Genomic DNA, 18,433 nt, shown 5'->3' with positions numbered 1-18,433 from the left:
CCCCCGCGGCTCCACCCCCCCCCCATGAGGCTTCGCCTCACAGGGAGGATCTAGATCGGCATGCCGCGGAGCAGCAGCGGCATGTCGCCCGTCTCGCCGCGCGCTTCGGCCATCAATTGGTCGCGCAGCGGGCCGACGCGCTGGACCAGGCCCATGCCGAAGCGGCGGATCGCCGACGCGGTCCTGCCCGGAATGCCGTAGAGCCGGGTGAGGCCGTCGGTGGCGGCGGCGACCATGAAGGTGTCGAGGCTGCGCCAGCGTTCGTAGCGGGCGAGCAATTGCGCGTCGCCGAGATCGAGGCCGAGCCGGGCACCTTCGACCAGCACCTGGACGAGCGCGGCGGCGTCGCGGAAGCCGAGGTTCAGGCCCTGGCCGGCGATCGGATGGATTCCGTGCGCGGCGTCGCCGACGAGGGCGAGACGCTGACCGGTGATTCCGGCGGCATGGTGGAAGCCGAGCGGATAGCTCCAGCGCGGCCCGGCGATCGTGATCTTGCCGAGGAACCCGCCCATTCTCTTCTCGATCTCGGCGGCCAGAGCCCGTTCCGGCAGATCGGCGACGGCGGGTGCATCGGCCGAGGACACCGACCAGACGATCGCCGAGCGCGTGCCGGGCAGCATTGGCAGAATCGCGAACGGGCCGGCCGGATAGAAGATCTCGTAGGCGATGTTTTCGTGATGATATTCGTGGTCGACCGTAACCACGATCGCCGAATGCGCGTAGCTCCAACGCGCCATCGCGATCCCCGCTGCCTCGCGGGTCGGCGAATTGCGGCCCTCGGCGGCGATCAGCAGCGGTGCCGCAAGCATCCGGCTGTCCGCGAGCGCGACGCGTACGCCATTCGCGTCGCGAACGACCTCGGCGGCCGACGCCGGCATCAGCAGGTTGATCCGCGCCGATTCCGCTGCCGTCTCGCGCAGCGCCTGGCGAAGGCGGCGGTTCTCGAACATGATGCCGAGCGGATCGTCCCCCTCCTCCGGCTCGAAATCGATGCCGCCGGGCTCCAGGCCGTCGCTGACCCGGATGCCGTTGATCGGACAGCCTTCGCCCTCGAGGCGGGCAGCGACTCCGATTGCCTCGAGCATGCGATAGGAGGAGCTCGAAACGGCGGTGGCGCGGCCGTCGAAGGCCGGGGCCAGCGTCTTTTCCGGATCGGCCGGATCGACGACGATGCTCGAGAGACCATGGCGGTCGAGAGCGATGGCGGTGGTCAGGCCGACCAGCCCGCCGCCGAGAATGATGACGTCCGCGCGCTCCATGGCTGGCCCTTAACGCCTTATCCGTTGCCGCGAAACAACGGCCGGCAGGAAAATCGTCCCGGCCTGGTTAACGCCCCTGCAATTCCGCGGCCGCCACGAGGGAGAGCCGCGCCAGGCGCTTGACCGAAGAGTCTCCCAAGGCGCATCAAGAGGTTAGAGCGGAACATACGGGGCACATGGCGATGGCGAGTTCGGCGACGCAGAGCGCCCGGCAGGAGAGGATGGCGCAGTGGCGCGCCGGCGCAAAGCGCCGCGCCCAGCGCACCGGCGCGCTGATCGCCGGCGGCACGCTGATCGTCGCGGCGCTGCTCGCCGCGCTCGCGCTGGCGAGCTACCGGACCAGCGATCCCTCGCTGAACACAGCCGCTGCCGGACCGGTCGGCAACTGGCTAGGCACGCCCGGCGCGCTGTCCGCCGATCTCCTGCTCTTCCTCTGGGGCCTGCCGGCCGTCCTGCTCCTGCCGCTCGTCCTGCTTCTCGGCGTCCGCATCGCCCGCGGCGTCGGCGCCGGGCGCTGGCGCAAGTCGCTGCTGCTCACGATCGCCGGCCTGGTGCTGAGCGGCACCGCGGCGGCCCTGCTGTCCGGCGAGGCGGTGAACGCCCTTCCCGCAGGCTGGGGCGGCGCCTTCGGCCTGTCGGTCGCCAAGCTCGTCGGCCTCGGGCTCGGTGCGATCGGCGAGCCAGGAATCGTCGAGCCCTTCCGGATCGCCCTGATCGTCCTCTTCGCCGTGGCCGGCCTGACCTGCATCTGGTTCGGCCTGGGCCTGCAGCCGGACGAGCTCGGCTGGATTGCGTCGCGGCGCTTCCGCCGCACGCCGCGCGCGCTCGCCGCGCCCGGCGCCTACGAGCATGACGAGGACGAGGACGAGATCGACGATGCGCCGGTTCAGCGGCCCGCCCGCGCCCCGGTGGTCGCCGGCGCGGAGCCCTCGCGCACCGTGATCAACGAGCGTGCTCCGGCGCCTTCGCCGAGCCCGCGCCCGTCGCGCGACCGTCAGGCGTCGCTCGCCCTCGGCGATTCCTACCAGCTGCCGCCGCTCGATCTGCTCTCGCCCCCGCCGCCGGCCGGCACCGCGACGCTCGACAAGGCGGCGCTCGAGCGCAACGCGCGGCTGCTCGAGACGGTGCTGGAGGACTTCTCGGTGAAGGGCGAGATCGTCGAGGTTCGCCCCGGCCCGGTCGTTACCATGTACGAGCTCGAGCCGGCGAGCGGCATCAAGGCCAGTCGGGTGATCCAGCTCGCCGACGACATCGCCCGCAACATGTCCGCCCTCTCGGCGCGAGTCGCGACGATTCCCGGTCGCAGCGTGATCGGCATCGAGCTCCCCAACACCAAGCGGGAGATGGTCGCCCTCTCCGAGCTGATCGCCAGCCACGCGTTCGAAGATCAGGTCGCGCAGCTGCCGATCGTGCTCGGCAAGAACATCGCCGGCGATCCCGTCGTCGCCGATCTCGCGCCGATGCCGCACCTGCTGGTCGCGGGCACCACCGGCTCGGGCAAGTCGGTCGGACTCAACTGCATGATCCTGTCGCTGCTCTACCGGCTGACGCCCGAGCAGTGCAAAATGATCATGATCGATCCGAAGATGCTCGAGCTCAGCATCTACGACGACATCCCCCACCTGCTCTCTCCGGTCGTCACCGAGCCCGCCAAGGCGATCCGTGCGCTGAAGTGGACGGTGGAGCAGATGGAGGAGCGCTACCGGATGATGGCCTCCGTCGGCGTCCGTCAGCTCTCCAGCTTCAATGCCAAGGTGCGCGAGGCGAAATCGAAGGGGCAGACGCTCGGCCGCCGCGTCCAGACCGGCTACGATCCCGAGACCGGCCAGCCGAAATACGAGATGGAGGAGCTGGAATACGAGATCCTGCCGCAGATCGTCGTCGTGGTCGACGAGCTCGCCGATCTGATGATGACCGCGGGCAAGGAGGTCGAGTTCCTGATCCAGCGGCTCGCCCAGAAGGCGCGCGCGGCCGGCATCCACCTGATCATGGCCACCCAGCGGCCGTCGGTCGACGTCATCACCGGCGTGATCAAGGCGAACCTGCCGACCCGCATCTCGTTCGCCGTCACTTCGAAGATCGATTCCCGCACTATCCTGGGCGAGCAGGGCGCCGAGCAGCTGCTCGGCAAGGGCGACATGCTCTACATGCCCGGCGGCAAGCAGATCGCCCGCGTCCACGGCCCGTTCGTCTCGGACGAGGAGGTCCGCGCCGTCGCCGATTACTGGCGGGGCCAGGGGCAGCCGGACTATATCCAGGCGGTCACCGAGGAGCCGGAGGACGGCGGCTACATGTTCGAGGGCCAGCCGACCGGCGACGACGACGCCGAGACGCAGCTCTATCGCAAGGCGGTGCAGACCGTCGCCGAGAGCCAGAAGGCCTCCACGTCCTACCTGCAGCGGCAGCTGCGCGTCGGCTACAACAATGCCGCCCGGCTGATCGAGCGGATGGAGAAGGACGGCATCGTCAGCGTCCCGGACCATGTCGGTCGCCGCGAGGTCCTGGTCGATCCGGAAGGTCGCCCGATCGGTTGAGGCGGGCGCCGAGGCCGATGGGACGAGCTCCCATCGGCACGGCGAACCTGAACCGACGGGAACCCTCGGGTTCAGTGGACATTCAACGCGACATCCCTATCCCTCCCGACAAATCGAGCTTCAGGAGATACTGATGTTGCGTTCCAAAGCGCTTGCCCTGGCCGTCGCGCCGATCGCCGCCGCTGCGGTGGCCGTGCCGCAGACCGCGGTGGTGGCGCAGGCCAACTCGCCGCTCGCCGCGGTGACCGCACACCTCAAGGCGGTCAACACGATGACCGCCAGCTTCAGCCAGACCGACCGGCGCGGCCAGACCCTCTCCGGCACCTTCACCCTGAAGCGGCCGGGCAAGATCCGCTTCCAGTACCAGCAGGGCGTGCCGATGCTGATCGTCGCGGACGGCAGCAAATTGTACATGGTCGATTACGAGACCAAGCGCGTCGACAACTGGCCGATCGGCAACTCGCCGCTGGGCGTGCTGCTCGATCCGAACCCGGACCTGACGCGGATCGCCAAGGTGGTGCGCAACGATTCCCAGACCCTGCTCGTTCAGGCCAAGGATCCCAAGCGGCCGCAATATGGCACCGTCACCCTCGGCTTCGCCAAGGTGCGCAGCGCGCCGGCCGGCCTGCTGCTCCAGGGCTGGACCGTGATCGACGCGCAGAACAACCGAACGACGGTGAAGCTGACCAACCAGCGCTTCAACGTGCCGGTGGCGGACACCGCCTTCCGCTTCACCCGGCCCAAATAAAAGTTTTTCTCTGAAACGGTTAATCATTCATCCTCGCGACAGGATGGGATCGGTAGAGAACATATTGCGATTGCGGGACCTGGGGCGGGTTTTCCCCCTGTTGCTCGACCCGGGCACCGTGATCGACCTCGCGTAACACGCCAGGTTGGCCCCCGCTCCACGCCCCCGGAGCGGGGGCCTTTACTTTCAGCGCCCTGAGCGGCGGCGGCACCAATCGACAGCAATGACGCAGGCAGCTAGACGCGACGCCATGTCCTCCACTCTCAAGATCGCTTCCTGGAACATCAATTCCGTCCGCTTCCGCCTCGGCATCGTCGAACAGTTCCTGCGCGAGCACGCACCTGACATATTGTGCCTGCAGGAGACGAAGGTCGTCGACGCGGACTTCCCGGCCGAGGGATTCCGCGCGCTCGGCTATGTCCACCAGGTGGTCCGCGGCCAGCGCATGCACCACGGCGTCGCCATCCTCAGCCGCGTGCCGATCGAGGAAGAGCAGCATTTCGACTGGCAGGCGAACGGCGAGGCGCGGCACGTCGGCGTGCGCCTGGCAAGCGGCGTACGGCTCGAGAACGTCTACATACCCGCCGGCGGCGACATTCCGGACCGCGAGCTCAACCCCAAGTTCGGGCAGAAGCTCGACTTCATCGAGCGGATGACCCGCTGGTCCGAGAGCTGCTGCCATCCCACCGTCCTGGTCGGCGACTTCAACGTCGCGCCGCTCGAATGCGACGTCTGGAACCACAAGCAGCTGCTGAAGGTCGTCAGCCACACGCCGATCGAGGTCGAGGCGCTCGGCCGCCTGCAGAGCAGCAACGACTGGGTCGATCTCGGCCGCCATTTCCACCCTGCGCCGAAGCGCCTCCACACCTGGTGGAGCTACCGTTCGCCCGACCACACCAAGAACGATCGCGGGCGGCGGCTCGACCATATGTGGGCGACCAAGGACGTCGCCGCCCAGGCCGTGTCCCACGAGGTGCACGAGGTCTGCCGCAGCTGGCTGAAGCCTTCCGACCACGTGCCGCTCGTCACCGAGTTCGCGATGTGAGCAGCGGCCGCGACGTCGCCCGCGCCGTCGACGCGCTGCGGCGCGGCTGGCCGGTGACGATCGACGGCACCGCCTTTCTGGCGGTCGAGACGGCCGACGAGGGCGCGCTCGGCGCCTTCGATGCCGAGGCTCCGGCCGACCTGCTGATTTCGGGACCGCGCGCCGTCACGCTCAAGCTCGCCAACCAGCGCGACGCCGTGCCGACCGCGCCGGTGCGGATCGCCCGGATGCCGTGGATCGATCTTGCCGAGGCGGTGGCGATCGCCGATCCCGCCCGTGACCTCGCCAGTCCGCTCAAGGGGCCGTTCCGCGCCTGCCCGCCCCCCGCCGGGGCGGCAGCGGCGATCCAGCTCACCCGCCTTGCCGGGCTGCTTCCGGCGCTGTTCGCCGGCGGCGTGGCGGGCGAGGATTCGCTCCAGCTGGCGAGCGAGGTCATCGCCGCCGCCGTGCACGAGCCGACGGTGACGATCGCCTCGCGCGCGCGGCTGCCGATTGCCGAAGCCGAGAAGGCCGAGATCGTCGCCTTCCGGTCGACCGGCGATCCGGCCGAACATGTCGCATTGCTGATCGGCCAGCCGAGCGGAGCGCCGCCGCTCGTCCGCCTGCACAGCGAGTGCCTGACCGGGGACGTGCTCGGCTCGCTGAAATGCGACTGCGGACCGCAGCTCGAGGGCGCGGTCCGCGCGATCGCCGAATCCGGCTGGGGGATCCTGCTCTACCTGCGCCAGGAGGGCCGCGGCATCGGCCTGATCAACAAGCTGCGCGCTTATGCCCTGCAGGACCAGGGCTTCGACACCGTCGACGCGAATCTGCGGCTCGGCTTCGGGGACGACGAGCGCAGCTTCGCGGTCGCGGCGCGGATGCTCGAAGCGCTCGGCCAGGACGAGGTGCGTCTCCTGACCAACAACCCCCGCAAGGTTGCGGGGCTGGAAGCCGCAGGAATCCGGGTGCGCGAGCGCGTGCCGCTGAAGCGCGGCCTCAACCCCCACAACCAGGCCTATCTCGACACCAAGCGGCGGCGGAGCGGCCACGAACTCTAGCGTCGACGGGCACGCGCCCTGACGCGCGGTCAGGCGATCAGCCGCGCCACGTCGGTGAAGCTCCCGGCGATGTGGTGGACGCCAAGAGCGCGAAGCCGTTCGGCGTGATCGGGGCCGCAGTGACGCCCCGCGACCAGCCCGATCACCTCGGCTCCCGAGGCCACGGCGCCTTTCACCCCGACCGCCGAATCCTCGAGGATCACCATGCGCTCGATCGACACGCCCATCCTCTCGGCGGCGAGGAGATAGATGTCCGGCGCCGGCTTGCCGCGCGCGACATGCTCATGGCCGCTGAAGATCATCCCCTCGAAGTGATGGCGCAGCTTCAGATGATCGAGATGGGTCTCGATCCAAAGGCTCTTGCTCGACGAGGCGATCGCCTTCGGCAGATCGAGCGGCAGCGATTCGATGAAGGCGATCGAGCCGGCGACCGATTCCAGCCCCTCGGCGAGGACGCGCTCATCCTCCTCCGCCCGCGCGACGTGAAAATCCTCGGGAACCGGCCGGCCGATCCATCTCTCGATCGCCGCCAGGAAATCGGCTCCGGACAGGCCCATGAACTCGGCCATCGACTGCTCGGCCGTCGTCGGGTGGCCGATGCCTGTCAGATATTCGGCGATCTGCAGATTGCCCGCATATTCGCTCTCGAGCAGGACTCCGTCGAAATCGAAGATGATGCCGTCGAACCTCATGCGCGTGCCCCGCGCATGCGTGGTGGCAGGGCAGTCACGCATTTAGTCGACGCGTGCGTATTCGGTTCGACGGCATCCTCGAACCTCACCCGCGCTCTCCGAACAGGGCGGTCCCAACGCGGACGTGGGTGGCGCCGAGCGTCACCGCGGTCTCGAAATCGCCCGACATGCCCATGCTGAGTCCATCGAGGCCATGGCGGCGCGCGAGCTTGGCGAGCAGCGCGAAATAGGGCGCTGGCTCGAGCTCCGCGGGCGGGATGCACATCAGCCCGGCGACCGGCAGGCCGGCGGCCTGCGCGGCGTCGAGCAGTGCGGGAAGCTCGGCCACGGCGCAGCCCCCTTTCTGGGGCTCGTCGCCGATGTTGACCTGGATGAAACACAGCGGCGTGCGCCCGATCTTGCCGATCGCGGCGGCCAATGCCCCGATCAGCGATGGCCGGTCGATCGCGTGGATCGCATCGAAAAGCCGGACGGCGTCTTCGGCCTTGTTCGACTGCAGCCTGCCGACGAGATGGAGTTCGGCGTCCGGATAGTCCGTCTTGAGGGCAGGCCATTTCTCCTGCGCCTCCTGGACCCGGTTCTCGCCGAACAGGCGATGCCCCGCCTCGAGCACCGGCCGGATCGCCGCAATGTCATGGGTCTTGGAGATGGCGATCAGGCGCACCTCCCCGCTCCTGCGCCCGGCGAGCTTCGCCGCTCTGTCGATCCTCGACCGGATCTCGGCCAACCGTTCCTCTGATGCACCATTCATGGCGGCTGCTATAGGAAGCGCCATGCCCCGCCGCCAGCCTCTGCCGCGCCTCTGGCTGATGACCGACGAACGGCTGGGAGAAAGGCTGTGGGCGGCGCTGGAGCGCCTCCCGCGCGGCGCGGGAGTCGTCTTTCGTTACTATTCCACGCCGCCGCGCGAGCGCCGCACGCTGTTCGCAGAGGTGCGGAGAGTGGCGCGGCGGCGAGGCCTGATGCTGATCGTCGCCGGACCTCGGCGGCTTGCCGGCGACGGCGTCCACAACCGGCAGGGACGCGGGCTCAGGACAGCCTCGGCTCACGATCTGCGCGAGCTGCGGGCGGCCGAGCGGGCCGGTGCCGGGCTCGTCTTCCTCTCCCCGGTCTTCCCGACCCGCTCGCATCCCGGTGCGCGACCGCTTGGCCGGGCACGCTTCGGCCTGATCGCCGGGCAAGCGCGGGTGCCGGTGGTGGCGCTCGGCGGAGTCGACGCGCGCAACGCAAGAACGCTGCCCGGCGCTTATGGCTGGGCTGCGATCGACGCCTGGTGTTGAAATAGCCTCCGCCTAGAAGCGGAAGGCGGTGCCGATGTAGACGGCCTGGCTGTCGCGGCGTTGGTCGGCGAGCGGCTCGAGCCGATCGCGCTGGAACTTGTAGCGGACGCCGCCGGTCACATCGAGGTTGCGGGTGATCCGATAGGACCCGCCGACACCCACCGAATAGCCGCTGTCGACTGGGGTGATACGCAGCGCGGAGGCGTCGTCCTTGTCGACGCCGGCCTCGATCCGCCCGGTGAAGCGGGTCCCGGAATAGCTGACCCCGACCTCGGCATTCTTGCGGCCGCCCGGGATCGCCCCGCCCTTCACCTCGGCCACGTCACCCGACACGGCGAAGCGCCGCCAGCCGACGGAGACGCCGAGATTGTAGGCGGTCGGCGTGATCGCCGTGACCGCGGAGGCCGAGCTCTCGCCGCTGCGGATCGCCTGGGCGGGCGTCGCAGCCCGGGCGCGAACCGCGACGCGGACGGCGCGGCTGTTCGCCGAGGCCGACGAAGACGGGGTGAAGCGGAAGCTGCCGCCGTTCAGGCCGCGGCGCGCCAGCTCGGCCGCGAGGCGCGGATCGGCGACGGCGGGCGTGAAGGTGCCGGTGCGAATCTTGGAGCCGAGGCGAAAGCTCGGCGCAGGCCTGGAGGTCTTCTCCGCCGCGAGCGCAGGAGTCAGCACGAGAGCCAGCGCAGCCAGCGCCGCTCCCCCTGCCGTACCGATTCCCACCTGCTTCAACACGATTCCCGACTCTCCCAGAGCCAATGATGTAGTGTGCCTCAACGCGGCAGACCAGCAAACAGCAACCGCGGCGAAACGAATCCCTGCAGTTGTTGCAAACTATCCACAATCGCGTGCCCGACTCGCCGCAAGCGTGCCTCCGGCGCTCCGCCGCCCCTTCGGCCAAGACGGCTTGCCGCCCGCGCACGCCTCTCTATAACGGCGCCTGACCCCCTGTAGTTTCAAGGAACCGCCCTGATGGTACGCGCCGCCACTCTTGCCCTTTCGATCGGGCTGGCCTTCTCGCTGAGCGCCTGCAATTTCATCCGTGACGACATCAACAAGACGCTCGGCGGCGGCAACAACGATCGGGTCAAGCAAGCGGATCTGGCTGCGTCGCAAGTCACGACGATCGGCGTCAACGCCTATCTGTGGCGCGCCGCGCTCGACACCTTGTCCTTCGCGCCGCTTGCCCAGGCCGACGCGAACAGCGGCGTGATCGTCACCGACTGGTATGCCAATCCGAACGCGCCCGGCGACCGGGTGAAGGTGACGGCGACGATCCTCGACGCCGATCTGCGCGCCGACGCGCTGCGCGTCGCCGCCTCGCGCCAGGTGCTGCGCAACGGCCAGTGGGTCGACGCACCGGTCACCGCCGCCACCGTGCAGCGGCTGGAAGAGATCATTCTCACCAAGGCCCGCGATCTGCGCCGGAACGCGATCGCCGGCTAAGGAGTAAGTCGAACATGGCGGCGCGTTTCAATCCGCTCGAGGCCGATGCACACTGGCAGAAGGTCTGGGAGGAGCGGGGAACCTTCCACGCCTCCGACACGAGCGGCAAGCCCAAGGCCTTTATCCTCGAGATGTTCCCCTATCCTTCGGGGCGCATCCACATGGGCCATGTCCGCAACTACACGATGGGCGACGTCCTCGCCCGCTTCCGGCGGATGAACGGCTATGAGGTGCTCCACCCGATGGGGTGGGACGCCTTCGGCATGCCGGCCGAGAATGCGGCGATGGAGAAGAAGGTCCACCCGGGCGAATGGACCTGGGCGAACATCGCGGCGATGCGCGCGCAGCTGAAGCGGATCGGCTTCGCGCTCGACTGGAGCCGCGAGCTCGCGACCTGCGACCCATCCTATTACGGGCAGGAGCAGGCGCTGTTCCTCGACCTGTTCGAGGCGGGCCTCGTCTACCGCAAGCAGAGCGAGGTGAACTGGGACCCGGTCGACATGACCGTGCTGGCCAACGAGCAGGTGATCGACGGCCGCGGCTGGCGGTCGGGCGCGCTGGTCGAGCGGCGCAAGCTCAGCCAGTGGTTCCTCAAGATCACCGATTTTGCCGAGGAGCTGCTCGACGGCCTCGGCACGCTCGACCAATGGCCGGAGAAGGTCCGGCTGATGCAGGAGAACTGGATCGGCAAGAGCCAGGGCCTGCGCTTCCGCTTCACGCTGACCGAACCGGTGAACGGCGACGACGGCTTCGACGTCTTCACGACGCGGCCGGACACGATCTTCGGGGCGAGCTTCGCGGCGATCTCGGCCGACCATCCGGTCGCGCAGCATCTTGCCGCCGGCAACCCGGCGATCGCCGAGTTCATCGAAGAGTGCAAGAAGGGCGGCACCACCGCCGCCGAGCTCGAAACCGCCGAGAAGAAGGGCTTCGACACCGGTCTTCGCGTTCGGCACCCGCTCGACCCGGAGTGGACGCTGCCCGTCTACATCGCGAACTTCGTGCTGATGGACTATGGCACCGGCGCGATCTTCGGCTGCCCGGCGCACGACCAGCGCGACCTCGATTTTGCGCGCAAATACGCCCTGCCGGTGACCCGCGTCGTCGCCCCTTCCCCCGAGGAGGCCGAGGTTCCGGTCGGCAGCGAGGCCTACACCGGACCGGGGAGGCTGGTGAACAGCCGCTTCCTTGACGGCCTCACCGCCCAGGACGGCATCCGCGAGGTGATCGCCCGCGCCGAGGAGCAAGGCTGGGGCGAAGGCACGACGGTGTGGCGCCTGCGCGACTGGGGCGTCTCGCGCCAGCGTTACTGGGGCACGCCGATCCCGATCATCCACTGCGAATCGTGCGGCGCCGTGCCGGTGCCGAAGGACCAGCTGCCGGTGGTGCTTCCGGACGACGTCAGCTTCGAGATTCCCGGCAACCCGCTCGAGCGGCACCCGACCTGGTCGCGGGTCGACTGCCCGCGCTGCGGCGCCGCCGCCCGGCGCGAGACCGACACGCTCGACACCTTCGTCGATTCGAGCTGGTACTTCATCCGCTTCGCCAGCCAGCCGGACGACCGGCCGTTCGACCGCCAGGTCGCCGAGAGCTGGCTCGCCGTCGATCAATATATCGGCGGCGTCGAGCATGCGATCCTGCACCTGCTCTACGCCCGCTTCTGGACCAGGGCGCTGAAGCGGATCGGCAAGATCGACGTGGACGAGCCGTTCAAGGGCCTCTTCACCCAGGGCATGGTCACCCACGAGACCTACAAGGCGCCGGACGGCCGCTGGCTGAGCCCGGACGAGGTCACGCAGCGCGACGGCGGCCTGTTCGTCGAAGCGACCGGCGAGCCGGTGGTGGTCGGCCGGGTCGAGAAGATGTCCAAGTCGAAGCGCAACACGGTCGATCCGGAGCCGATCCTCGATCAATATGGCGCCGACGCGGTGCGCTGGTTCATGCTTTCCGACAGTCCGCCCGAGCGCGACCTGCCGTGGAGCGAGGCGGGGATCGAGGGCAGCTGGCGCTTCGTCCAGCGGCTGTGGCGGCTCGCCTCCGAGCTCGCCGAGCACGGCTCGTCCTGGCTGGGAGGCGACGATACCGCCGACAAGGCGCTCGACCGCAAGCTCCACCAGACCATCGCCGCGGTCGCCGCCAACATCGAGTCGCTGTCGTTCAACAAGGCGGTCGCCAACATCTACGAGCTGGCCAATGCCATCGAGAAGGCGGCGCCGTCGCCATCGCGCAGCAAGGCGATCGAGACCCTGCTGCTGCTGGTGTCGCCGATGGTGCCGCACCTCGCCGAACAGGCCTGGACGGCGCTGGGCCGCGGCGGCCTGATCGCCGACGCCGGCTGGCCCGAGGTCGATCCCGCCCTGCTGATCGAGGACGAGGTCACGATCGCGGTCCAGGTCAACGGCAAGCTCCGCGATACCCTCACCGCGCCCAAGGGAGCGGCCAAGGACGCGCTTGAGGCGATGGCGCTCGGCTCGGACAAGGTGGTGCGAGTCCTCGAAGGGAAGGCCCCGCGCAAGGTGATCGTGGTGCCGGACCGCCTGGTGAACATCGTCGCATGAGCCTGCGCCTCGCACCGCTGCTGATCGCCGCTGCCCTCGGCCTCTCGGGCTGCGGCCTGCGGCCGCTCTACAGCGGCGGCGGCGGCGGTCCGGTGGCGCAATCCCTGCGCTCGATCGAGGTCGCGCCGATCGGCGGCCGCGCCGGCTGGCTCGTCCGCACCGCGCTCGAGGATCGGCTGGGCGGCGAGCAGGCGGGCCCGCATCGCTACCGGCTGGAAGTCACGCTCGACGACCAGATCACCGGCTTCGGCGTGCGCCGCGACGATGCCGAGACGCGGGAGCGGCGAACGCTGCGCGCCCGCTACCGTCTGGTCGAGGCCGACAAGGGTACGGTCGTGCTCGATGCGACCGCCGGCTCGGACGCCGGCATCGACGTGGTGAGCTCCGAATATGCGACCGTGGCGGCGGAGCAGAGCGCGCTCGAGCGCCTCTCGCGCGAAATCGCCGACCAGATCGTCACCCGCCTCGCGCAGTTCGCCACGCGGGGCGGCCCGAGCCAGTGAAGGCCGCGAAGGGCCAGATCGAGCGGGCGCTGCGCGCGCCGGCGGAATGGCGCCTGTTCCTCCTCTACGGACCGGACGACTCCGGCTCACGGGCGCTGGCGAGGCTGCTTGCCGCCGGCGCGGGCGGCGACGCCGAGCGGATCGACCTGACCGGAAGCGAGCTCAAGGGCGATCCCGCCCGCCTCGCCGACGAGGCCGCCTCGATCTCGCTGTTCGGCGGCGCCCGCTACGTGGTCGTGGATCCGGCGGGCGACGAAAGCCTGGCGGCGGTCGAGGCGTTGCTCCAGGCGCCGGCGGCCGGCAATCCGGTGGCGCTCGTCGCCGGCGCCCTCAAGCCCACGTCCAAGCTGCTCAAGCTCGCGCTCGCCGAGCCGAAGGCGCTGGTCCACGCCAGCTACGCGCCCGAAGGCGCAGACGCCGACCGGCTCGCGGCCGAGATGGCGCGCGAGCAGGGCCTGCTCGTTCGCCCGGATCTGGCGCGCCGCCTCGCCGACGCCTGCGGCGGCAATCGTGCAATCCTCGGCCAGGAATTGCGCAAGATCGCGCTCTACGTCGACGCCGATCCGGCGCAGCCCCAGCCGATCGACCATGATGTGGTCGACGCGATCGGCGCCGCCGCCGAGGAAGGCGACCTCAGCCGCCTGGTCGAGAGCGTCGGCAGCGGCCGTCCGGAGCAGCTGCGCGCCGAACTCGCCCGGCTCGCCAGCGAGGGACTCGAAGGCATTCCGCTGATCCGTGCCGTGCTTCGCCGGATGAGCCTGCTTGCCCGCCTGCGTGCCCAGGTCGAGCGGGGCCAAAGCGTCCAGTCGGTGATGGAGACCCACGGCCGCGGCATCTTCTGGAAGGAGAAGACAGCCATCCAGCAGCAGCTCGCCCGCTGGCGGGCCGAGCCGCTGGCGCGGAGCGTCAGCCGGCTGCTCGAGGCCGAACGCCAGGCCAAGGCCTCTGGCGGGCTCGGCGCGGCGGCGGTGGACGAGGAGCTGTTCGCGATCTGCCGGCAGGCGGCGCGGCTGCGCTAAGCCGGCTCGCGACAGGCGACGACCTGTTAATGCAGGTGGAATGCAGGTGGGGCGGCCGGCGGCGTCGAATTGCCTCCGGCGGCGATCTGAACCAGCGCGTGCCCCCCACGCTGTGGTTCAGATCTTCTCGCCACTCAGACGCTGGCAGATCATGTCGAGCTGGTCGAGCGTCGAATAGCCGAGCCCCACCACGCCCCCTGTGGGCCCGTGCTTGATCTGCACCTTGAGGCCGAGCATGTCGCCCAATTGCCGCTCCAGCGCCTCGATGTCGGCGCTGGCCCCCTTGATGCCGAGGCTGCGCTGCCGCTCGCGGGTCGGTTTGCCGAAGCGGGCGAGCTTCTCCGCGTCGCGGACGGAGAGGCCCCGCTCGACGATCTCGCGCGCCAGTCCCTCCGGGTCGTCGGCCGTGACCAGCGCCCGCGCATGACCCATGCTCAGCTCGCCGCTCACCACCAGATCCCTGACGCTTTCGGGAAGATCCAGCAATCTCAGTAGGTTAGCGACATGGCTCCGCGACTTGTTGACGATCCGGCCGAGCTCCTCCTGGGTGTGCCCATATTCGTCGATCAGCCGCTTGTAGCCGTCCGCTTCTTCGATCGCATTCAGGTCCTGGCGCTGGATGTTCTCGAGCAGCGCGACCTCGAGCGTCTCTGCGTCGCTGAACTCGCGGACGATGACCGGAACCTCGTGCAGCCGGGCGCGCTGCGCCGCGCGCCAGCGCCGCTCACCGGCGACGATCTGGTAGCGGTGGCCGTGCGGACGCACGACGATCGGCTGGATCAGACCCCGCGCCTGGATCGACTCGGCGAGCTCGGCGAGCGCGGCGTCGTCGAAATGGCGGCGCGGCTGATCGAGATGCGGCTCGATGCTCGACACCGGCATCATCTGAACTCCGCCGCGCGGGGCGGTGCCGCCGCCGGCGGAGATCGGCGCTTCCTGCGCCACCTCGCCGAGGAGGGACGAGAGGCCCCGGCCGAGGCCGGAGGGGCGCTTGCGCGCCGGCGCGTCGTCGCTCATGCCGCGGCGGCCCGCTTCGGAAGGCGTGCGATCAGCTCACGGGCGAGCGCCATATAGGCCTCGGAGCCGGAGCAGCGGTGATCGTAGATCAGCGCGGGAATGCCGTGGCTCGGCGCTTCCGAGAGGCGAACGTTGCGCGGGATCACCGTCTCGAACACAACCTTGCCGAGGCAGGCCCGGACATCGTCCGCGACCTGGGCGGACAGATTGTTGCGGCGATCGAACATGGTGAGTGCCACGCCGAGGATCGAGAGTTCCGGATTGAACCGCGCGCGGATCCGCTCGATCGTCTGGAGGAGCTGGCTGAGGCCCTCCAGGGCGACGAATTCGGTCTGCAGCGGCACGAGGATCGACTGGGCGGCAACCAGCGAGTTGATCGTCAGCAATCCGAGCGACGGCGGGCAATCGATCAGGCAGACATCCCAGCGGCCCGGCGGCGTCGACGCCAGCGCATTGTCCAGCCGGTGCGTCCGCTCCGGCAACTCGACCAGTTCGATCTCGGCGCCGCTCAGGTCGACGGTGGCGGGGATGAGGTCGAGCCGCGGCACCCGCGTCGGCACCACCGCCTCCTCGACGGTGCAGCCGCCGGTGAGCAGCTCGTAGCTCGAGAGATCGCGCTGCGCCTGACCGATGCCGAGGCCGGTGGAGGCATTGCCCTGCGGATCCAGATCGACGAGCAGGACGCGCCACCCGGTCGCGGCGAGCGCCGTCGCGAGGTTGATCGCGGTCGTTGTCTTGCCGACTCCGCCTTTTTGATTGGCCACGGCGATGCGGATCATCGGGTACGTTTCCCCCCAGACTTGCGGCGAACCCCTCGCGCAACGATGATCTGCGCGTCCCCGTCAGTGAGGCTGGGTTCGAGACTGAAATCACCCTGCCACGAAGAATGCGCCGCTTCCAGTTCCGACTTGGCATTGCGGCCCTTCGGAAGCAGCCACTGTGTCTCCGGAGTCGCAAAACGCTCGCCGAGCAACAGCAACTTGTCCAGCGGTGCGAACGCACGCGCGCTGATCACGCCGTATTTGGCATCCGGTGCCGCTTCGACCTTCGCCTGTACGACTTGGACGCGGCCCTCGATCCCCAGGATCTCCGCGCCCTGGCGGAGGAACTCGACCCTCAGCCGTCTCGCCTCGATCAGGGTAAAGCGGCCTGGAAAGAGGGCGGCCACAATCAAGCCCGGGAATCCTGCGCCGGTGCCGAGATCCAGCCAGCGGGATGTGTCCGCCGGGACGAAGCGGAGGAGCTGGGCGGAATCGTAGATGTGACGCGCCCAGACCTGCTCGAGCGACGCTCGAGAGACGAGGTTCTGGCGCGCGTTTTCTTCCGTCAGAAAACGGATGAAGGCTTCCAGTCGCGCCTGTGTTTCACGTGGAACGTCGAGCGCGGCGCGCGCCTCTTCCTCGGTCATGCCGCCACCCGCCGCGCGCTGACGAGAATCGCCGCCAGCGCCGCTGGCGTAATCCCGCGGATGCGGCCTGCCGCACCAAGAGTCGCCGGACGGGCGACGCTGAGGCGCTCGACCATCTCGTTCGAGAGGCCTGGTACCGTTCGATAATCCAGATCCACGGGAAGCCGCACCGACTCATCGGCACGCATGCGCGCGATCTCCGCCTGCTGCCGCTCGATATAAGGCGCGTAGCGATGATCCTCGATCGCCTCGTCGAGGCTGGCGCGGCTGCACGGCTGCAGCGCCGGCGCCACCCTCAACAGTCCGTCCAGATCGAGCGCCGGGAACCGGAGCCACTCGCCCAGCGTGCGACGCACCCCGTCGTCACGAACCGGGACTCCCCGCTTGTTGAGCTCCGCGCCGCTCCACGTCACGGCGAGGAGAGTCTCGATCCGCGACCGCTCCGCGGACGCCGCTGCCCAGTGCGCCCGTCGCTCCGGCGAGGCGGCACCAATTGCAATCGCCTGCGGCGTGAGGCGAGCCTCGGCATTGTCGGAGCGCAGGCGGAGTCGATATTCGGCGCGAGCGGTGAGCATTCGATAGGGCTCGGTAACACCCTGCAGGGTGAGATCGTCGACCATTACGCCGATATAGGAGTTGCTGCGGTCGAACAGCACGGGTGCCAGTCCGCCCGCGTAGGCAGCGGCGTTGAGGCCGGCGACCAAGCCTTGGGCGGCCGCCTCCTCATAACCGGTGGTGCCGTTGATCTGACCCGCCAGATAGAGGCCTTCGATGGCGCGCACGCCGAGCGTCGGCTCGAGCACCCGCGGATCGACATAGTCATATTCGACCGCGTAGCCGGACTGGAGGATCTCCACACGCGACAGACCCGGCATCGAGCGGACCATCGCCAGCTGGACGTCGACGGGGAGCGACGTCGAGATGCCGTTGGGATAGACCGTATGGTCATCCAAACCTTCCGGCTCGAGAAAGACCTGGTGCGAGTCGCGTTCGGCGAAGCGATGGACCTTGTCCTCGATGGACGGGCAGTATCGCGGCCCGACGCCCTCGATCTCGCCGGAAAAAAGCGGCGAGCGATCGAGGCCGCCGCGGATGATCGCGTGTGTCTCGGGCGTGGTTCGAGAGATTGCGCAAAAGAGCTGGGGGGCGGTCCTTCCCTCCCCCATCCGTGACATCGTCCATCCGTCGCGGTCCGATTCCTGCCGCTCCAATGCCGCCCAGTCTATCGTCCGGCCGTCGAGCCGGGGTGGCGTGCCCGTCTTCAGGCGCGCGAGCGGAAGCTCTAGGGCCCGCAGCTGACGGGCCAGATCGGTTGCGGCGCGCTCGCCCACCCGCCCGCCCGTACAGCTGGTCATGCCGAAGTGGAGCTTGCCGCCCAGGAACGTCCCGGTCGCAAGCACGACGGCCTTGCAGCGGATCTCGTCGCCGGACGCGAGCATGATCCCCAAGATGGAGCGCGCATCCATCAGCAAGCGAACGGCTTCGCCCTCGACGATTTCCAACCCGGGTTGCGCGTCGACAGCCTGCTGGACAGCCGCCTTGAAACGCCGGCGATCAGCCTGAATCCGCGGTCCACGAACCGCCGCGCCCTTGCTGCCGTTCAGCATACGATAGTGAATCGCAGCCGCGTCGGCGGCGCGGCCGATCACGCCGTCGAATGCGTCGACCTCGCGGACCAGATGGCCCTTACCAAGGCCGCCGATCGCAGGGTTGCACGACATCGCACCGATCTGGCCGTGCGAGAAGCTGACCAGCGCCGCAGATGCACCCATTCGGGCAGCGGCCGCCGCCGCTTCGGTTCCAGCGTGGCCGCCACCAATGACGATGATGTCGAAATTTCGGTTCACGGCCGCGCCCTTAGCGCATTTGGCCCGGACCGCGAAGTGGGCG

Annotated in this window: 17 protein-coding genes; 9 read left to right on the top strand and 8 right to left on the bottom strand. The window is 69.0% G+C overall.

Translation table 11 applies throughout. The features are described 5' to 3' along the window. Positions 1-50 precede the first annotated feature (50 nt). Positions 51-1,259 (bottom strand): UbiH/UbiF/VisC/COQ6 family ubiquinone biosynthesis hydroxylase, encoded by a 1,209-nt coding sequence (locus E2493_RS05055; protein WP_135084344.1) that lies wholly within the window; start codon positions 1,257-1,259, stop codon positions 51-53. Between the two features lie 221 nt (positions 1,260-1,480). Between E2493_RS05055 and E2493_RS05050 the strand changes: the two genes are divergently transcribed. The 4 genes from E2493_RS05050 (at position 1,481) to ribA (ending at position 6,626) form a co-directional block, all read left to right on the top strand. Next, positions 1,481-3,793, top strand: coding sequence for an FtsK/SpoIIIE family DNA translocase (locus tag E2493_RS05050; RefSeq protein ID WP_225421155.1), 2,313 nt, complete (start codon positions 1,481-1,483; stop codon positions 3,791-3,793). Positions 3,794-3,926: 133 nt separating this feature from the next. Continuing rightward, positions 3,927-4,541, top strand: a complete 615-nt coding sequence (locus E2493_RS05045) for a LolA family protein (RefSeq protein WP_191992965.1) — start codon at positions 3,927-3,929, stop codon at positions 4,539-4,541. 250 nt (positions 4,542-4,791) lie between these two features. Next, the gene (locus E2493_RS21700; RefSeq protein ID WP_225421154.1) at positions 4,792-5,586 is read left to right on the top strand and encodes an exodeoxyribonuclease III; all 795 of its coding nucleotides are present in this window, start codon (positions 4,792-4,794) and stop codon (positions 5,584-5,586) included. Continuing rightward, positions 5,583-6,626, top strand: coding sequence for a GTP cyclohydrolase II (gene ribA, locus E2493_RS05040; RefSeq protein ID WP_225421153.1), 1,044 nt, complete (start codon positions 5,583-5,585; stop codon positions 6,624-6,626). Before E2493_RS21700 ends, ribA begins: the two co-directional genes overlap by 4 nt. A 29-nt stretch (positions 6,627-6,655) precedes the next feature. On the opposite strand, the gene E2493_RS05035 is transcribed toward ribA, so the two are convergent. Together E2493_RS05035 and E2493_RS05030 are read right to left on the bottom strand one after the other, a co-directional pair. Continuing rightward, positions 6,656-7,318 carry an HAD family hydrolase gene (locus E2493_RS05035; protein ID WP_135084338.1) on the bottom strand — a complete coding sequence of 221 codons (663 nt, stop codon included), beginning with the start codon at positions 7,316-7,318 and terminating at the stop codon, positions 6,656-6,658. A gap of 85 nt (positions 7,319-7,403) precedes the next feature. Next, positions 7,404-8,069: a YggS family pyridoxal phosphate-dependent enzyme gene (locus E2493_RS05030; RefSeq protein WP_135084336.1), complete on the bottom strand. Its 666-nt coding sequence runs from the start codon at positions 8,067-8,069 to the stop codon at positions 7,404-7,406. A gap of 22 nt (positions 8,070-8,091) precedes the next feature. Between E2493_RS05030 and E2493_RS05025 the strand changes: the two genes are divergently transcribed. Continuing rightward, positions 8,092-8,598 (top strand): thiamine phosphate synthase, encoded by a 507-nt coding sequence (locus E2493_RS05025; RefSeq protein WP_135084334.1) that lies wholly within the window; start codon positions 8,092-8,094, stop codon positions 8,596-8,598. Positions 8,599-8,610: 12 nt separating this feature from the next. Here E2493_RS05025 and E2493_RS05020 read toward each other — a convergent pair whose 3' ends face one another. Continuing rightward, positions 8,611-9,315: a hypothetical protein gene (locus tag E2493_RS05020; protein ID WP_225421152.1), complete on the bottom strand. Its 705-nt coding sequence runs from the start codon at positions 9,313-9,315 to the stop codon at positions 8,611-8,613. Positions 9,316-9,564: 249 nt separating this feature from the next. On the opposite strand from E2493_RS05020, the gene E2493_RS05015 reads away from it, so the two are divergent. Genes E2493_RS05015 through holA form a run of 4 tightly spaced genes read left to right on the top strand, consistent with a single transcriptional unit; the run spans position 9,565 to position 14,118 of the window. Continuing rightward, positions 9,565-10,038, top strand: coding sequence for a DUF3576 domain-containing protein (locus E2493_RS05015; protein WP_135084332.1), 474 nt, complete (start codon positions 9,565-9,567; stop codon positions 10,036-10,038). A gap of 14 nt (positions 10,039-10,052) precedes the next feature. Next, entirely contained in the window at positions 10,053-12,596 is a 2,544-nt protein-coding gene (gene leuS / locus E2493_RS05010) for a leucine--tRNA ligase (RefSeq protein ID WP_135084330.1), read from the top strand. Next, positions 12,593-13,099 carry an LPS assembly lipoprotein LptE gene (lptE, locus tag E2493_RS05005; protein ID WP_135084328.1) on the top strand — a complete coding sequence of 169 codons (507 nt, stop codon included), beginning with the start codon at positions 12,593-12,595 and terminating at the stop codon, positions 13,097-13,099. The genes leuS and lptE overlap by 4 nt, the downstream gene beginning before the upstream one ends. Continuing rightward, positions 13,096-14,118: a DNA polymerase III subunit delta gene (gene holA / locus E2493_RS05000; protein WP_135084326.1), complete on the top strand. Its 1,023-nt coding sequence runs from the start codon at positions 13,096-13,098 to the stop codon at positions 14,116-14,118. The genes lptE and holA overlap by 4 nt, the downstream gene beginning before the upstream one ends. Before the next feature lie 117 nt (positions 14,119-14,235). Here the strand turns inward: holA and E2493_RS04995 are convergent, their stop codons facing one another. The 4 genes from E2493_RS04995 to mnmG are packed head-to-tail and all read right to left on the bottom strand — an operon-like array spanning position 14,236 to position 18,390. Continuing rightward, positions 14,236-15,135, bottom strand: a complete 900-nt coding sequence (locus E2493_RS04995) for a ParB/RepB/Spo0J family partition protein (protein ID WP_135084324.1) — start codon at positions 15,133-15,135, stop codon at positions 14,236-14,238. Continuing rightward, positions 15,132-15,914: a ParA family protein gene (locus E2493_RS04990; RefSeq protein WP_135084322.1), complete on the bottom strand. Its 783-nt coding sequence runs from the start codon at positions 15,912-15,914 to the stop codon at positions 15,132-15,134. Before E2493_RS04990 ends, E2493_RS04995 begins: the two co-directional genes overlap by 4 nt. Continuing rightward, on the bottom strand, positions 15,911-16,543 hold the full coding sequence (gene rsmG, locus E2493_RS04985) for a 16S rRNA (guanine(527)-N(7))-methyltransferase RsmG (RefSeq protein WP_135084320.1): 633 nt from the start codon (positions 16,541-16,543) through the stop codon (positions 15,911-15,913). Before rsmG ends, E2493_RS04990 begins: the two co-directional genes overlap by 4 nt. Further along, positions 16,540-18,390, bottom strand: a complete 1,851-nt coding sequence (gene mnmG / locus E2493_RS04980; protein WP_135084318.1) for a tRNA uridine-5-carboxymethylaminomethyl(34) synthesis enzyme MnmG — start codon at positions 18,388-18,390, stop codon at positions 16,540-16,542. The genes rsmG and mnmG overlap by 4 nt, the downstream gene beginning before the upstream one ends. Positions 18,391-18,433 lie beyond the last annotated feature (43 nt).

The organism is Sphingomonas parva (ex Maeng et al. 2020) (assembly GCF_004564275.1).
GTDB lineage: Bacteria > Pseudomonadota > Alphaproteobacteria > Sphingomonadales > Sphingomonadaceae > Allosphingosinicella > Allosphingosinicella parva.
Note: the sequence above shows the minus strand (reverse complement) of the source record. Positions and strands in the feature narration are given on the sequence as shown.

Bases quoted from the DNA above. Each gene is read 5' to 3' on its own strand.
- E2493_RS05055 (WP_135084344.1), bottom strand. From the start codon at position 1,259: ATGGAGCGCGCGGACGTCATCATTCTCGGCGGCGGGCTGGTCGGCCTG.
- E2493_RS05050 (WP_225421155.1), top strand. From the start codon at position 1,481: ATGGCGCAGTGGCGCGCCGGCGCAAAGCGCCGCGCCCAGCGCACCGGC.
- E2493_RS05045 (WP_191992965.1), top strand. From the start codon at position 3,927: ATGTTGCGTTCCAAAGCGCTTGCCCTGGCCGTCGCGCCGATCGCCGCC.
- E2493_RS21700 (WP_225421154.1), top strand. From the start codon at position 4,792: ATGTCCTCCACTCTCAAGATCGCTTCCTGGAACATCAATTCCGTCCGC.
- E2493_RS05035 (WP_135084338.1), bottom strand. From the start codon at position 7,318: ATGAGGTTCGACGGCATCATCTTCGATTTCGACGGAGTCCTGCTCGAG.
- E2493_RS05030 (WP_135084336.1), bottom strand. From the start codon at position 8,069: ATGAATGGTGCATCAGAGGAACGGTTGGCCGAGATCCGGTCGAGGATC.
- E2493_RS05025 (WP_135084334.1), top strand. From the start codon at position 8,092: ATGCCCCGCCGCCAGCCTCTGCCGCGCCTCTGGCTGATGACCGACGAA.
- E2493_RS05015 (WP_135084332.1), top strand. From the start codon at position 9,565: ATGGTACGCGCCGCCACTCTTGCCCTTTCGATCGGGCTGGCCTTCTCG.
- leuS (WP_135084330.1), top strand. From the start codon at position 10,053: ATGGCGGCGCGTTTCAATCCGCTCGAGGCCGATGCACACTGGCAGAAG.
- lptE (WP_135084328.1), top strand. From the start codon at position 12,593: ATGAGCCTGCGCCTCGCACCGCTGCTGATCGCCGCTGCCCTCGGCCTC.
- E2493_RS04995 (WP_135084324.1), bottom strand. From the start codon at position 15,135: ATGAGCGACGACGCGCCGGCGCGCAAGCGCCCCTCCGGCCTCGGCCGG.
- E2493_RS04990 (WP_135084322.1), bottom strand. From the start codon at position 15,914: ATGATCCGCATCGCCGTGGCCAATCAAAAAGGCGGAGTCGGCAAGACA.
- rsmG (WP_135084320.1), bottom strand. From the start codon at position 16,543: ATGACCGAGGAAGAGGCGCGCGCCGCGCTCGACGTTCCACGTGAAACA.